Raw genomic sequence first — 13,551 nt, 5'->3', positions numbered from 1 at the left:
ACAGGTCACGGTGCGCGTGGCAAAGCATGCGGTATACAATGCGCGCCATCGTGATTTAGCTCAGAAAAGGTGCGTCATGCAGCCCTTCGTAATTGCTCCATCGATTCTCTCCGCCGATTTCGCCCGCCTGGGTGAGGAAGTGGACAACGTGTTGGCCGCCGGTGCCGACTTCGTGCACTTCGATGTCATGGACAACCACTACGTGCCCAACCTGACCATCGGTCCGATGGTCTGCGCGGCGCTGCGCAAGTACGGCGTCACTGCGCCGATCGACGCGCACCTGATGGTCAGCCCGGTGGACCGTATCGTCGGCGACTTCATCGAAGCCGGTGCGACCTACATCACCTTCCACCCGGAAGCCACGCAACACGTCGACCGCAGCCTGCAGCTGATCCGCGAGGGCGGCTGCAAGGCGGGCCTGGTGTTCAACCCGGCGACGCCGCTGGACGTGCTCAAGTACGTGATGGACAAGGTCGACATGGTCTTGCTGATGAGCGTCAACCCAGGCTTCGGCGGGCAGAAGTTCATCCCCGGCACCCTCGACAAGCTGCGCGAAGCCCGCGCGCTGATCGACGCGTCCGGCCGTGACATCCGCCTGGAAATCGACGGTGGGGTCAACGCCAACAACATCCGCGAAATCGCCGCCGCCGGCGCCGACACCTTTGTGGCCGGCTCGGCGATCTTCAACGCGCCGAACTATCAGGACGTCATCGACAAGATGCGCGCCGAACTGGCGCTGGCGCGTCCATGAGCGGCTTTGAGCAGCTGTTTCCCGGCAAACTGCCCCGGCTGGTGATGTTTGATCTGGACGGCACCCTGATCGACTCGGTGCCAGACCTGGCGGCGGCGGTGGACAACATGCTGCTCAAACTGGGGCGCAAGCCGGCGGGGATCGAGGCGGTACGCATGTGGGTCGGTAACGGCGTGCAGATGCTGGTACGCCGGGCCTTGGCCAATAACATCGATGCCGAGGGGGTCGATGAGGTCGAGGCCGAGCACGCGCTGGAACTGTTCAACACCGCCTATGAAGACGGCCACGAACTGACCGTGGTCTACCCCGGCGTACGTGACACCCTCAAGTGGTTGAGCAAGCAGGGCGTGGAAATGGCCCTGATCACCAACAAACCGGAGCGGTTCGTCGCGCCGCTGTTGGACCAGATGAAAATCGGCCGCTATTTCCGCTGGATCATCGGCGGCGATACCTTGCCGCAGAAGAAACCCGACCCGGCGGCGCTGTTTTTCGTGATGAAAATGGCCAATATTCCTGCCTCGCAGTCGCTGTTTGTCGGTGACTCGCGCAGTGACGTGCTGGCCGCAAAGGCCGCTGGCGTGCAGTGCGTGGCCTTGAGCTACGGCTATAACCACGGCCGCCCCATTGCCGAAGAGTCGCCGTCGCTGGTGATTGATGACCTGCGACTGCTAATCCCCGGTTGCTTGGGAGCGGGCGCTGAGATAACGTTGCCCGACACCGATCCGTCCCCTTCTGGAAATCCCATCGTGGTGGTCACTCGCAAACTCTGGATGAAAGTCATCAAGGCCCTGGCCCGCTGGCGTTGGCGCGCCTGACTGATCCCGGCCGCGCTACGCGGCACGTTTGCATACCTGACCGTTAGACCCTCACGCCACGAGGCACACATGATCCGCGAAGAATTCCTGCGTTTGGCCGCTGCCGGCTATAACCGTATCCCCCTGGCCTGCGAAACCCTGGCCGACTTCGACACGCCGCTGTCGATCTACCTGAAACTGGCCGACGAGCCCAATTCCTATCTGCTGGAATCGGTGCAGGGCGGCGAGAAATGGGGCCGTTATTCGATCATTGGCCTGCCGTGCCGCACCGTTATGCGCGTTCACGATCACCACGTGAGCATCACCCATGATGGCGTCGAGATCGAAAGCCACGACGTAGAAGACCCGTTGGCCTTCGTCGAAACCTTCAAGGCGCGCTACAACGTACCGACCATCCCGGGGCTGCCGCGTTTCAACGGTGGCCTGGTGGGTTATTTCGGTTACGACTGTGTGCGCTACGTGGAAAAGCGCTTGGGCAAATGCCCGAACCCGGACCCGCTGGGCGTGCCGGACATTCTGCTGATGGTCTCCGACGCGGTCGTCGTGTTCGACAACCTGGCCGGCAAGATGCACGCAATCGTGCTCGCCGATCCGTCCCAGGCGGACGCATTCGAACAAGGCCAGGCCAGCCTCGAAGCCTTGCTGGAAAAACTGCGCCAGCCGATCACCCCGCGTCGCGGCCTGGACCTCAGCCGTCCGCCGGCGGCCGACCCGGTGTTCCGCTCCAGCTTTACCCAGGATGACTACGAGCGCGCAGTAGACACCATCAAGGAATACATCCTCGCCGGTGACTGCATGCAAGTGGTGCCGTCGCAGCGCATGTCCATCGACTTCAAGGCCGCGCCGATCGATCTGTACCGCGCCCTGCGTTGCTTCAACCCGACGCCGTACATGTACTTCTTCAACTTTGGCGACTTCCACGTGGTGGGCAGCTCGCCGGAAGTGCTGGTGCGCGTCGAAGACAACCTGATCACCGTGCGCCCGATTGCCGGCACCCGCCCACGTGGCGCGACCGAAGAAGAGGATGTGGCGCTGGAACAAGACCTGCTCAGCGACGACAAGGAAATCGCCGAGCACCTGATGCTGATCGACCTGGGCCGCAACGATACCGGGCGCGTCTCGGAAATCGGTTCGGTGAAGCTCACCGAGAAGATGGTCATCGAGCGGTATTCCAACGTGATGCACATCGTGTCCAACGTCACCGGCGAGCTGAAGGCCGGCCTGACCGCGATGGACGCACTGCGTGCGATTCTGCCGGCGGGCACCTTGTCGGGCGCGCCGAAGATCCGTGCGATGGAAATCATCGACGAGCTAGAGCCGGTCAAGCGTGGTGTCTACGGCGGTGCCGTGGGTTATTTCGCCTGGAACGGTAACATGGACACTGCGATTGCAATCCGCACTGCGGTGATCAAGGACGGGGAGTTGCACGTGCAGGCCGGTGGCGGGATTGTCGCCGACTCGGTGCCGGCCCTCGAATGGGAAGAAACCCTGAACAAGCGCCGCGCGATGTTCCGCGCCGTTGCGCTGGCTGAACAGACCCCCAATTCCTGAGGTTTCCCCCATGTTGCTGATGATTGATAACTACGACTCCTTTACCTACAACGTTGTGCAGTACCTGGGCGAACTCGGTGCCGAGGTCAAGGTGGTGCGCAACGATGAAATGACTGTGGCCGAAATCGCCGCGCTGAACCCAGAGCGCATTGTGGTCTCGCCAGGGCCGTGCACGCCGACCGAAGCGGGCATCTCCCTCGAAGCGATCAAGTACTTCGCCGGTAAATTGCCGATCCTGGGCGTGTGCCTGGGCCACCAGTCCATCGGCCAGGCCTTTGGCGGTGACGTGGTGCGCGCGCGCCAGGTCATGCACGGCAAGACCAGCCCGGTGTTCCACAACAATGTGGGCGTGTTCCACGGCCTGAATCTGCCGGTGACGGTGACCCGTTACCACTCCCTGGTGGTCAAGCGCGAAACCTTGCCCGAATGCCTGGAACTGACCGCCTGGACCCAGTTGGAAGACGGCTCGGTCGACGAGATCATGGGCCTGCGTCACAAGACACTGAATGTCGAAGGGGTGCAATTTCACCCTGAATCGATCCTGACCGAGCAGGGCTACGAGCTGTTCGCCAATTTTCTCAAGCAGAGCGGCGGCACGCGCTAAGGACTTTCCATGGATATCAAGACTGCCCTGAGCCGTATCGTCGGCCATTTGGACCTGAGCACCGCTGAAATGAGCGATGTGATGCGCGAGATCATGACCGGTCAATGCACCGACGCGCAGATCGGCGCGTTCATGATGGCGATGCGCATGAAGAGTGAGAGCATCGACGAGATCGTCGGCGCCGTGTCGGTGATGCGCGAGCTGGCGGACAAGGTTGAGCTCAAGACCCTGGACGGCGTGGTGGATGTGGTCGGCACTGGCGGTGACGGTGCGAACATCTTCAACGTGTCGACGGCATCTTCTTTTGTGGTCGCGGCGGCGGGTTGCACAGTGGCCAAGCACGGTAACCGTGCGGTGTCCGGCAAGAGCGGCAGCGCCGATCTGCTGGAAGCGGCCGGGATCTACCTGAACCTGACGCCGGTTCAAGTGGCGCGTTGCATCGATAACGTCGGCATCGGCTTCATGTTTGCCCAGACCCACCACAGCGCAATGAAACACGCCGCCGGCCCGCGCAAAGACCTCGGCCTGCGTACCCTGTTCAACATGCTCGGCCCGCTTACGAATCCGGCCGGTGTGAAACACCAGGTGGTTGGCGTGTTCAGCCAGGCGCTGTGCCGGCCTTTGGCCGAAGTGTTGCAGCGCCTGGGCAGCAAACATGTGCTGGTGGTGCACTCCAAGGATGGCCTGGACGAATTCAGCCTGGCGGCACCGACCTTTGTCGCGGAGCTGAAGAACGACCAGATCACGGAGTATTGGGTCGAACCTGAAGACCTGGGCATGAAGAGCCAGAGCCTGCACGGCCTGGCGGTGGAAAGCCCGGCGGCGTCCCTGGAATTGATTCGTGATGCCCTGGGGCGGCGCAAGACCGAGAACGGGCAAAAAGCTGCGGAGATGATTGTTCTGAATGCTGGCGCGGCACTTTATGCAGCCGACCACGCCTATAGTCTTAAGGAAGGTGTCGCCTTGGCCCACGATGCGCTGCACACCGGTCTGGCTCGCGAGAAGCTCGAAGAGCTGGGAGCATTCACCGCGGTATTCAAGATGGAGAATGAAGGATGAGTGTGCCAACCGTTCTGGAAAAGATCCTCGCCCGCAAAGCTGAAGAAGTCGCCGAGCGCCGCGCCCGCGTCAGCCTTGCCGAGCTTGAAAGCCAGGCCAAGCTTGCCGATGCCCCGCGTGGTTTCGCCAACGCCTTGATCGCCCAGGCCAAGCTCAAGCAGCCGGCGGTGATCGCCGAGGTCAAGAAAGCCTCGCCAAGCAAAGGCGTGATCCGCGAGAACTTTGTGCCGTCGGAAATTGCCGTCAGTTATGAGAAGGGCGGCGCGACGTGCCTGTCCGTCCTGACTGATATCGACTATTTCCAGGGCTCCGACCTGTTCTTGCAACAAGCCCGCGCCGCGTGCAAGTTGCCGGTGATCCGCAAGGATTTCATGGTCGACCCGTACCAGATCGTTGAAGCCCGTGCCCTGGGCGCCGACTGTGTGCTGCTGATCGTCTCAGCCCTGGATGACGTGAAGATGGCCGAGCTGGCGGCCGTGGCCAAAAGTGTCGGCCTGGATGTGCTGGTGGAAGTGCACGACGGCGATGAGCTGGAGCGCGCACTGAAAACCCTGGATACACCGCTGGTTGGCGTCAACAACCGCAACCTGCACACTTTCGAAGTGAGCCTGGAAAACACCCTCGACCTGTTGCCGCGGATCCCGCGTGACCGCCTGGTGATTACCGAGAGTGGCATCGTCAACCGTGCCGATGTGGAACTGATGGAAATCAGTGGGGTGTATTCGTTCCTGGTCGGCGAGACGTTCATGCGTGCCGAGAATCCGGGCGCGGAGTTGCAGCGCCTGTTCTTCCCGGAGCGTGGCGTGGCGGTCAGCGGTTCGACCCTCGACTGATTTGAAATGCGATCAAACTGTGGCAGCGGGCTTGTGTGGGAGCGGGCTTGCCTGCGATAGCGATCGGTCAGTCGATGGATAGGTGACTGACACACCGTCTTCGCGGGCAAGCCCGCTCCCACATTGGGTTTTGTGTTTGTTCAGAAAGATAGGTGTTTGATGGTTAAGCCAGTTTCGATGACTGTTGAGGCTGGCCTTGCCGCCGAGCAGGACCTTTTGGCGGCTGTTTGCGCAGGCGACCAGGAATACGGCCTGCTGTTCTGGCAACCCAGCGATCAAGCCTTGGTAATGCCGCGTCGGCTGAGTCGTTTGCCTGCATTCGAAACCGCCAGCCAGGTCTCGGCCGCCGCCGATTGGCCGGTGTTGCTGCGCGAAACCGGTGGCGAGCCGGTGCCGCAGTCGAGCGCCACGGTCAACATCGCCCTGGTCTATGCGCCACCGCGCAGTGAAGGCGATCAGAATCGCATCGAAACCGGCTATTTGCGGTTGTGCCAGCCAATCTGCGATTTGCTGATCGAGCTGGGTGGCGATGCGTCCGTCGGCGAAATCGATGGCGCGTTCTGCGACGGTCGCTACAACGTCAATCTCAACGGCCGCAAAATGGTCGGCACGGCCCAACGCTGGCGCCAAAGCGGTGGGCGCCCGGTGGGGTTGGTGCACGGTGCGTTGTTGCTGGACGGCGATCGCGAAGAGCTGATCGCGGCGGTCAACCGCTTCAATGCGGCATGCGGGCTGGAACAGCGGGTTCGCGCCGAGAGTCATATCGCCTTGCACGAAGCTTTCCCTGCGCCGGATGCAATCAGCCGCCTGGACACGTTGTATCGTCAGATGCTGGCAGGCTTCCTGGCGCTTTAACGTGTACCGAACACCACCATCGTCTTGCCTTTGACGTGCACCAGGTTGCGTTCTTCGAGATCCTTGAGCACGCGGCCGACCATCTCCCGTGAACAACCGACAATGCGCCCGATTTCCTGGCGTGTGATCTTGATCTGCATGCCATCGGGGTGGGTCATGGCGTCGGGCTGCTTGCACAACTCCAGCAGGCAGCGGGCTACGCGGCCGGTCACATCAAAGAAGGCGAGGTCGCCGACCTTGCGCGTCGTGTCCCGCAGGCGCTGGGCGATCTGGCCACTCAGGGCGTAGAGAATGTCCGGGTCTTGCTGGGCCAACTCGCGAAACTTGGCGTAGCTGATCTCGGCCACTTCGCACTCGACCTTGGCGCGCACCCACGCACTGCGTTCCTGTTCCTTGCCTGCTTGCTCGAACAGCCCCAGCTCACCAAAGAAATCGCCGGTGTTGAGGTAGGCGATGATCATCTCGCGGCCGTCTTCGTCCTCGATCAGGATGGTGACCGAGCCCTTGATGATGAAGAACAGTGTCTCGGAACGTTCGCCGGCGCAGATAATGTTGTGTTTGGCCGGATAACGCCGACGTTGGCAGTGCATCAGCAGCTTATCGAGATTCTTGATCTTGGGTATGGGCGTAAGAGCAACCATGTTTGTATCCCGAAAAGACAGTGCAAAGGGTCGGAGTTTTTGTATTTGTGTGGGTATCGGCATTGATACACGTTGTATAAATACTAGCAATACGCCATCGATTTGGCGCCAGCTTACCAGACACATTCTGACTCGATTAACCAATTTTCTCGGCAAACCCTGCTATTGATCGCTTTGATGCGAAACGCAGTCGGCGGCGGGCCCTGTGCTAAGCTGGCGACCCTTTTTTAGCAGTGGAGTCTGGGCGATGAAGGCACGCATCCAATGGGCGGGCGAAGCCATGTTCCTCGGTGAGTCGGGCAGTGGCCATGTCGTGGTCATGGACGGCCCGCCGGAAGCCGGTGGCCGTAACCTGGGCGTACGCCCGATGGAAATGCTCCTGCTTGGTGTAGGCGGTTGCAGTAATTTCGACGTGGTCAGCATCCTGAAGAAGTCCCGCCAGGCCGTGGAAAGCTGTGAAGCCTTCCTGGAAGCCGAGCGCGCCACTGAAGATCCCAAGGTGTTTACCAAGATCCACATGCATTTTGTGGTGAAGGGGCGGGCGTTGAAGGAAGCCCAGGTCAAGCGTGCCATCGAGCTGTCGGCCGAGAAGTACTGCTCGGCGTCGATCATGCTCGGCGCGGCCGGTGTGGCCATCACCCATGACTACGAGATTATCGAGCTGGGTTGATCGCCGGTTCCGTCGGCTAAAAGAAAGGGCGCTTAGAAAGCGCCCTTTTTTGTGGCTTTGGATTTGATGTATTCAGATTCTGTACGTGCTTTTGGTCATGACCTTGGCCAGTAGGCTCATGCCAAACCGTACCGGCGCCGGGAAGCGGAAACCGCCGGCGTCCAGTGCGCTTTCTGCGTGGTGTTCCTCGTCGAGGCGCATTTGCTCGAGAATCGCCCGGGACTTTTCGTCCTCGGCCGGCAATTGCTCAAGGTGCTCGTCCAGGTGTTTGCACACTTGATGTTCGGTGGCGGCGACAAAACCCAGGCTGACCTTGTCGCTGATCAGGCCGGCGGCGGCGCCGATGCCGAATGACAAACCGTAGAACAGCGGGTTGAGCACACTCGGGTGGCTGCCCAACTGCCGAATGCGCTGCTCGCACCAGGCCAGGTGGTCGATTTCTTCCTCGGCCGCATGTTCCATGGCCGCGCGTACTTGCGGCAGCTTGGCGGTCAGCGCCTGGCCCTGGTACAGCGCTTGGGCACAGACTTCGCCGGTATGATTGATGCGCATCAGGCCCGCAACGTGGCGGGTGTCGGTCTCGCTCATCTGTGCGTCGGGCTGCACGATGGCAGGCGAGGGGCGATACGGCTGGCCGCTGAACGGCAACAGCGTGCGCATGGCCATGTCGGCTTGCAACAACAGACGGTCAATCGGCGAGTAGTGACGTTGGGTAGTCATGCTGACCTCCGGGAAGAATCTCGGCGGCCAGTTTACCGCAAGAGAGGGGGAAGCGTTTGCGCTGCGTCAAGCCCATGGGGTCGCGGCCTGGGGCGCACGACCGTTGCTGAGGGGCTGATCAGCCCGGCGGCCAGTTCATCTGGCGTTGACCGAGCACATGCATATGGATGTGATAAACGGTCTGCCCGCCTTTCGGGTTGCAGTTCATCACCACGCGGAAACCTTCCTCGCAGCCCTGCTCCAGTGCCAGGCGCTGGGCGGTGAACAAGATATGGCCGGCCAGGGCCTTGTCTTCTTCGGTCAGGTCGTTGAGGGTCGCGATGTGCTTCTTCGGGATGACCAGGAAGTGCACGGGCGCTGCCGGGTGTATGTCCTTGAAGGCCAGGACCTGGTCATCTTCGTAGATGATGTCGGCCGGTATTTCTCTGTTGATGATCTTGGTGAACAGAGTATCCACAGCTGTTTCTCCATTATGAGTAGGCAGGGTGAGTGTACTCAGGCAATCAACGCGGGCAATAGGCCTTGTTGATCGCGCCGGCAATCTTGCGAGTCAGCCAGCGTGGGCTGAAACGCGGGCTGAAGGCGAGCCAGCGGTTGCGTCGGCCGGGAATGATGATGGCTTTGTTCTTGTCGAGGGCGCGTACGGTGAAGAGCGCCACTTCTTCCGGGCTCATCAGTTTTTCGCTGCGGTCGAGCTTGGCGGTATCCATTTGCGCAGTGTCGAAGAACGCGGTGCGCGTCGGGCCGGGGCAGAGTACCGAGACCTTGATGCCGCAGGTCTTCAACTCTTCACGCAAACCTTCTGAGAAGTGCAGCACGTAGGCCTTGCTGGCGTAGTAGCTGCTCATCCATGGGCCGGGCTGAAACGCGGCCACCGAGGCAACGTTGAGAATCTGCCCGCCGCCGTGCAGCGCCATGGCGTTGCCAAGGGCGTGACACATACGGGTAAGGGCGAGGATGTTGACTTCGATCAGGTCCTGTTCGGTCATCCAGTCCTGGGCCAGGAATGGGCCGCTGGTACCGATGCCGGCGCAGTTGACCAGCAGGTCGATCTGCCGTTCGCCTTCTTCCAGCTCCAGCAGGAACCCGGACAAACGCAGTGGTTCGCCCAGGTCGCAGGCTCGAAACAGCACCTCCACGCCGAAACGTTGGGTCAATTCCAGTGCAATGCTTTCCAACTGATCACGCTGGCGGGCCACCAGAATCAAGCTGCGGCCGCGACGGGCCAAGGCTTCGGCCAAAGCCAGGCCGATGCCGCTGGAGGCACCGGTGATCAGAGCGTAACGGGTCATGCCTTTCTCCATCGCAACGCCGCCGAGCCTGTGACAGAGGCATCACAGGCGGCGGGCGTTTCTTCACTGTTCTGGAGAGTCTACAGGTTCGGCCGCTTCGTCAGCACTTTGCGCTTCGTCTTCATCAACGATCACGCTCTGGTCGGTGTCGGCATCGGAGGTGATGGAGCTGTTTTCGTAGCTGCTGTCGACGTTGGCTTCAAGTTGGTTCAGGTAACCGTTCATACCCAGGGTCACCACAATCGCCAGCATCACCGGGATAAACGCCAGCCATAGGGTGGCCAGGACCTTTACCGCGGTGGAGTTGCGCGGTGGTGGCGCGCCGTATTGGTTGGCGCCGGCATTGCCTGGCAATACCAGCAGCAGGATCGGGAAGACGCTGTTCACCAGCGGCACCAGGTTGAGGAACCACAACCAACCGGACCAGCCCAGGTCATGCAGGCGCTGCACGGCGATTTGCACGCTGACCCACAGCAGTGCGACGAACAACGCAAAACCCAGCAGGATGCCGAGAATCATGCCTGCCGTCGGCGAGGCGGTTGCCACGGCGAAGCCGGCAGTGGCGATGATTCCCGAGGCGACCAGCATCGCGACGGTCAACACCAGCGTCCAGGCGAGGTAGCGCAGGCGGCCGATGCGCCCGTGGATGGTGAACACCTTCAGGGTGGAGAATTCCGGCAAGTCGTCACCCACAGCGGCGCGCGGTGGCGCGTAAGGGGATGCGGCGGCGGAGGGGCCGGAACCGGTCTCGTGTGTTTCGGCAAGGTTGAACGCTACGGGTTGCTCGGTTTCGATGCGTGCGTCGACCCCGGCGTTTTTCAGCGCATTGAGGTAGGTTTCGGCATCGGGGCGGGACAGGTCGCGTTTCAGCGCGACCGGGCGGCCGGTGAAGAGTTTTTCGATGGCGTCGACTTCACTCTTGAACAGCTCGGCCAGGTTGAGTTTGGCAGTGGCGCTTTCGACCCCCGGGAGCAAGGCTCCATCAAACACAATCTTGAAACGGTTGTCGCTCATGCGGGCTTCCTTGTCACTCTATCTGTGAGGTAATGCAGGCCTGCCCAAGCGGCAGGCCTTGCGGTTGGTTCAGCGTGGCCAGCGCAATTGTACCGCCTGTTCGTGCGCCTTGCGGTATTCGGCATCCAGGCGCGCAACCAGTTCATCGACGCTGGGTAAATCTTTGATCTCACCAACGCCTTGGCCGGCCGACCAGACGGTCTTCCAGGCCTTGGCTTCGTCGCTCAACGGCTTGAGCTTGGAGCCGAAGTTGACTTCACCCTTGCCTTGCAGCGCAGCGAGGTCGAAACCGGCGTTTTCCAGGCTCTGGCGCATAAAGCTGGCGGGCACGCCGGAGACTGCAGGAGTGTGCACGATGTCGGCGGCGCGCGATGTGAGCAGCATCTCTTTATAGGCATCCGGGGCGTGGCTTTCGGTGGTGCCGATAAAGCGGGTGCCGAAATACGCCAGGTCAGCCCCCAGCAACTGGGCCGCGAGGATCTCGTGCCCGTGGTTGAGGCAGCCGGCCAGCAGCAGGGTCTTGTCGAAGAACTGACGAATCTCGGCGATCAGCGCGAACGGGCTCCAGGTGCCGGCATGGCCGCCAGCGCCTGCGGCCACGGCGATCAGGCCATCCACACCGGCTTCAGCGGCTTTCTCGGCATGGCGCCGGGTGGTGACGTCGTGGAACACCAGGCCGCCATAGCTGTGCACGGCGTCGACCACTTCCTTCACCGCGCCAAGGCTGGTGATGACGATTGGCACCTTGTGCTCGACGCAGATCGCCAGGTCTGCCTCCAGTCGCGGGTTGCTGTTGTGCACGATCAGGTTCACGGCATATGGCGCGGGGTTGTCCAACTGCGCCAGGCCCGCTTCGATTTCTTCCAGCCAGGCTTTGAAACCACTGCTTTCGCGCTGGTTGAGTGCCGGGAAACTCCCGACGACACCATTACGGCAGCAGGCGAGCACCAGTTGTGGGTTGGAAATCAGAAACATCGGCGCGACCACCACCGGCAGGCGCAGATGTTGTTCAAGCAGAGCAGGCAGCGACATTGGATTGATCCCGTGTGATTGAAGTTAGAACGGTTTGACCACGACCAAAATTACGATAGCCAGCAATAGCAGAACCGGGACTTCATTGAACCAGCGATAAAAGACATGGCTGCGGGTGTTTTCGCCACGGGCAAAGCGTTTCACCTGCGCGCCGCACATGTGGTGGTAGCCGATGAGCAGCACGACAAGGGTCAGCTTGGCGTGGATCCAGCCGCCCGAGTGAAAGATGCTCGGGTTCAGGTAGATCAGCCAGCCGCCGAAAATCAGCGCGGCAAGCATCGCCGGGCCCATGATGCCGCGATACAGCTTGCGCTCCATGAGGCTGAAGCGTTCCTGGCTGACGGTGTCTTTGCTTTGGGCGTGGTACACGAACAGGCGTGGCAGGTAGAACAGCCCGGCAAACCAGCAGACGATGCTGATGATGTGGAAGGCTTTGACCCATAGATAGAGCATTTTTAGTTATTCCCAGGTTCACGGTAGCGAAGATAGTAGTGGCTGATGCGCCCGTACGTCACGTTGGCGGTTGTCGCAGGACGATACGGCCCCTATTATCGTCGGCTTTCCAGTGGGTTCGTTGAGGGCAGGTTTATGGTCAAGGTCGGTATCGTCGGCGGCACGGGTTACACCGGTGTCGAATTGCTGCGTCTGTTGGCTCAGCATCCGCAAGCAGAGGTGGTGGTCATCACTTCCCGATCCGAGGCTGGGCTGGCCGTGGCCGATATGTACCCGAACCTGCGAGGCCACTACGATGGCCTGGCGTTCAGCGTGCCGGACATCAAGACCCTGGGCGCCTGCGACGTGGTGTTCTTCGCGACCCCGCACGGTGTTGCCCATGCGCTGGCCGGTGAGCTGCTGGCGGCCGGCACCAAGGTGATCGACCTGTCTGCGGACTTCCGCCTGCAAGATGCCGATGAGTGGGCCAAGTGGTACGGCCAGCCGCACGGTGCGCCGGAGTTGCTTGAGGAGGCTGTCTACGGTCTGCCGGAAGTCAATCGTGAGCAGATCAAGCAAGCCCGACTGATTGCCGTGCCGGGTTGCTATCCGACTGCGACACAACTGGGTTTCCTGCCATTGCTGGAAGCCGGGCTGGCGGATGCGTCGCGTTTGATCGCGGACTGCAAGTCGGGCGTCAGCGGTGCCGGTCGTGGTGCTGCCGTAGGCTCGCTGTACTCCGAGACGTCGGAAAGCATGAAGGCCTATGCAGTAAAAGGGCATCGTCACTTGCCGGAAATCCGCCAGGGGCTGCGTCGCGCCGCCGGCAAGGAGGTGGGCCTGACGTTTGTGCCGCACCTGACGCCGATGATCCGTGGCATTCACTCCACGTTGTACGCGACCGTGGTCGATCGTTCGGTAGACCTGCAGGCACTGTTTGAAAAACGTTATGCCAACGAACCGTTCGTCGATGTGATGCCTGCCGGCAGCCACCCGGAAACCCGCAGTGTGCGTGGCGCCAACGTGTGCCGTATCGCGGTGCATCGTCCACAGGATGGCGACCTGGTCGTGGTGCTGTCGGTGATCGATAACCTGGTCAAGGGCGCGTCGGGCCAGGCGGTGCAGAACATGAACATCCTGTTCGGCCTGGATGAGAAGTTGGGCTTGTCCCACGCTGGCATGCTGCCTTAAGGCCGCTGACTGGATGTGCAAAAGGCCCGTTGATCGGGCCTTTTGTGTTTTTAATGGCGCCAGCGCAGATTGATATACCGTAACAATAGTT

The 13,551-nt window shown here is 61.1% G+C and carries 16 protein-coding genes; 9 read left to right on the top strand and 7 right to left on the bottom strand.

What is annotated here, in order from left to right; genetic code table 11:
* Positions 1–76 precede the first annotated feature (76 nt).
* The 7 genes from rpe to PSH81_RS24440 all read left to right on the top strand — a co-directional run bounded on the left by rpe (position 77) and on the right by PSH81_RS24440 (position 6,468).
* Positions 77–751: a ribulose-phosphate 3-epimerase gene (gene rpe, locus PSH81_RS24470; RefSeq protein WP_305391620.1), complete on the top strand. Its 675-nt coding sequence runs from the start codon at positions 77–79 to the stop codon at positions 749–751.
* Positions 748–1,566, top strand: a complete 819-nt coding sequence (locus PSH81_RS24465) for a phosphoglycolate phosphatase (RefSeq protein ID WP_192299788.1) — start codon at positions 748–750, stop codon at positions 1,564–1,566. The genes rpe and PSH81_RS24465 overlap by 4 nt, the downstream gene beginning before the upstream one ends.
* A gap of 69 nt (positions 1,567–1,635) precedes the next feature.
* On the top strand, positions 1,636–3,117 hold the full coding sequence (gene trpE, locus PSH81_RS24460) for an anthranilate synthase component I (RefSeq protein ID WP_192299787.1): 1,482 nt from the start codon (positions 1,636–1,638) through the stop codon (positions 3,115–3,117).
* 10 nt (positions 3,118–3,127) lie between these two features.
* On the top strand, positions 3,128–3,721 hold the full coding sequence (locus tag PSH81_RS24455) for an aminodeoxychorismate/anthranilate synthase component II (protein WP_192299786.1): 594 nt from the start codon (positions 3,128–3,130) through the stop codon (positions 3,719–3,721).
* 9 nt (positions 3,722–3,730) lie between these two features.
* Positions 3,731–4,780 (top strand): anthranilate phosphoribosyltransferase, encoded by a 1,050-nt coding sequence (trpD, locus tag PSH81_RS24450; RefSeq protein WP_192299785.1) that lies wholly within the window; start codon positions 3,731–3,733, stop codon positions 4,778–4,780.
* Entirely contained in the window at positions 4,777–5,613 is an 837-nt protein-coding gene (trpC, locus tag PSH81_RS24445; RefSeq protein ID WP_226454451.1) for an indole-3-glycerol phosphate synthase TrpC, read from the top strand. Before trpD ends, trpC begins: the two co-directional genes overlap by 4 nt.
* A 159-nt stretch (positions 5,614–5,772) precedes the next feature.
* Positions 5,773–6,468: a lipoate--protein ligase family protein gene (locus PSH81_RS24440; RefSeq protein WP_192299783.1), complete on the top strand. Its 696-nt coding sequence runs from the start codon at positions 5,773–5,775 to the stop codon at positions 6,466–6,468.
* Here PSH81_RS24440 and crp read toward each other — a convergent pair.
* On the bottom strand, positions 6,465–7,109 hold the full coding sequence (gene crp / locus PSH81_RS24435; RefSeq protein WP_192299782.1) for a cAMP-activated global transcriptional regulator CRP: 645 nt from the start codon (positions 7,107–7,109) through the stop codon (positions 6,465–6,467). The two genes, PSH81_RS24440 and crp, sit on opposite strands and share 4 nt — an antisense overlap.
* Positions 7,110–7,356: 247 nt before the next feature.
* On the opposite strand from crp, the gene PSH81_RS24430 reads away from it, so the two are divergent.
* Positions 7,357–7,779 (top strand): OsmC family protein, encoded by a 423-nt coding sequence (locus tag PSH81_RS24430; protein ID WP_005792019.1) that lies wholly within the window; start codon positions 7,357–7,359, stop codon positions 7,777–7,779.
* A gap of 72 nt (positions 7,780–7,851) precedes the next feature.
* On the opposite strand, the gene coq7 is transcribed toward PSH81_RS24430, so the two are convergent.
* From coq7 to hemJ, 6 genes are all read right to left on the bottom strand, one after another.
* On the bottom strand, positions 7,852–8,499 hold the full coding sequence (gene coq7 / locus PSH81_RS24425; RefSeq protein ID WP_305391619.1) for a 2-polyprenyl-3-methyl-6-methoxy-1,4-benzoquinone monooxygenase: 648 nt from the start codon (positions 8,497–8,499) through the stop codon (positions 7,852–7,854).
* Between the two features lie 118 nt (positions 8,500–8,617).
* Complete coding sequence (locus PSH81_RS24420) at positions 8,618–8,956, bottom strand: histidine triad nucleotide-binding protein (RefSeq protein WP_192299781.1); 339 nt, start codon at positions 8,954–8,956, stop codon at positions 8,618–8,620.
* A gap of 46 nt (positions 8,957–9,002) precedes the next feature.
* A complete protein-coding gene (locus PSH81_RS24415) occupies positions 9,003–9,791 on the bottom strand; it encodes an SDR family oxidoreductase (RefSeq protein ID WP_305391618.1) in 789 nt (262 codons plus the stop codon).
* A 63-nt stretch (positions 9,792–9,854) separates the two neighbouring features.
* The gene (locus PSH81_RS24410) at positions 9,855–10,805 is read right to left on the bottom strand and encodes a DUF805 domain-containing protein (RefSeq protein ID WP_226454450.1); all 951 of its coding nucleotides are present in this window, start codon (positions 10,803–10,805) and stop codon (positions 9,855–9,857) included.
* A 69-nt stretch (positions 10,806–10,874) separates the two neighbouring features.
* Entirely contained in the window at positions 10,875–11,837 is a 963-nt protein-coding gene (locus PSH81_RS24405; protein WP_226454449.1) for a nitronate monooxygenase family protein, read from the bottom strand.
* A gap of 24 nt (positions 11,838–11,861) precedes the next feature.
* A complete protein-coding gene (hemJ, locus tag PSH81_RS24400; RefSeq protein ID WP_305391617.1) occupies positions 11,862–12,290 on the bottom strand; it encodes a protoporphyrinogen oxidase HemJ in 429 nt (142 codons plus the stop codon).
* 135 nt (positions 12,291–12,425) lie between these two features.
* Between hemJ and argC the strand changes: the two genes are divergently transcribed.
* Entirely contained in the window at positions 12,426–13,460 is a 1,035-nt protein-coding gene (argC, locus tag PSH81_RS24395) for an N-acetyl-gamma-glutamyl-phosphate reductase (protein ID WP_024077689.1), read from the top strand.
* The last annotated feature ends 91 nt before the right edge of the window (positions 13,461–13,551 follow it).

The organism is Pseudomonas sp. FP2335, assembly GCF_030687535.1.
GTDB lineage: Bacteria > Pseudomonadota > Gammaproteobacteria > Pseudomonadales > Pseudomonadaceae > Aquipseudomonas.
Note: the sequence above shows the minus strand (reverse complement) of the source record. Positions and strands in the feature narration are given on the sequence as shown.

Bases quoted from the DNA above. Each gene is read 5' to 3' on its own strand.
- rpe (WP_305391620.1), top strand. From the start codon at position 77: ATGCAGCCCTTCGTAATTGCTCCATCGATTCTCTCCGCCGATTTCGCC.
- PSH81_RS24465 (WP_192299788.1), top strand. From the start codon at position 748: ATGAGCGGCTTTGAGCAGCTGTTTCCCGGCAAACTGCCCCGGCTGGTG.
- trpE (WP_192299787.1), top strand. From the start codon at position 1,636: ATGATCCGCGAAGAATTCCTGCGTTTGGCCGCTGCCGGCTATAACCGT.
- PSH81_RS24455 (WP_192299786.1), top strand. From the start codon at position 3,128: ATGTTGCTGATGATTGATAACTACGACTCCTTTACCTACAACGTTGTG.
- trpD (WP_192299785.1), top strand. From the start codon at position 3,731: ATGGATATCAAGACTGCCCTGAGCCGTATCGTCGGCCATTTGGACCTG.
- trpC (WP_226454451.1), top strand. From the start codon at position 4,777: ATGAGTGTGCCAACCGTTCTGGAAAAGATCCTCGCCCGCAAAGCTGAA.
- PSH81_RS24440 (WP_192299783.1), top strand. From the start codon at position 5,773: ATGGTTAAGCCAGTTTCGATGACTGTTGAGGCTGGCCTTGCCGCCGAG.
- crp (WP_192299782.1), bottom strand. From the start codon at position 7,109: ATGGTTGCTCTTACGCCCATACCCAAGATCAAGAATCTCGATAAGCTG.
- PSH81_RS24430 (WP_005792019.1), top strand. From the start codon at position 7,357: ATGAAGGCACGCATCCAATGGGCGGGCGAAGCCATGTTCCTCGGTGAG.
- coq7 (WP_305391619.1), bottom strand. From the start codon at position 8,499: ATGACTACCCAACGTCACTACTCGCCGATTGACCGTCTGTTGTTGCAA.
- PSH81_RS24415 (WP_305391618.1), bottom strand. From the start codon at position 9,791: ATGACCCGTTACGCTCTGATCACCGGTGCCTCCAGCGGCATCGGCCTG.
- PSH81_RS24410 (WP_226454450.1), bottom strand. From the start codon at position 10,805: ATGAGCGACAACCGTTTCAAGATTGTGTTTGATGGAGCCTTGCTCCCG.
- PSH81_RS24405 (WP_226454449.1), bottom strand. From the start codon at position 11,837: ATGTCGCTGCCTGCTCTGCTTGAACAACATCTGCGCCTGCCGGTGGTG.
- hemJ (WP_305391617.1), bottom strand. From the start codon at position 12,290: ATGCTCTATCTATGGGTCAAAGCCTTCCACATCATCAGCATCGTCTGC.
- argC (WP_024077689.1), top strand. From the start codon at position 12,426: ATGGTCAAGGTCGGTATCGTCGGCGGCACGGGTTACACCGGTGTCGAA.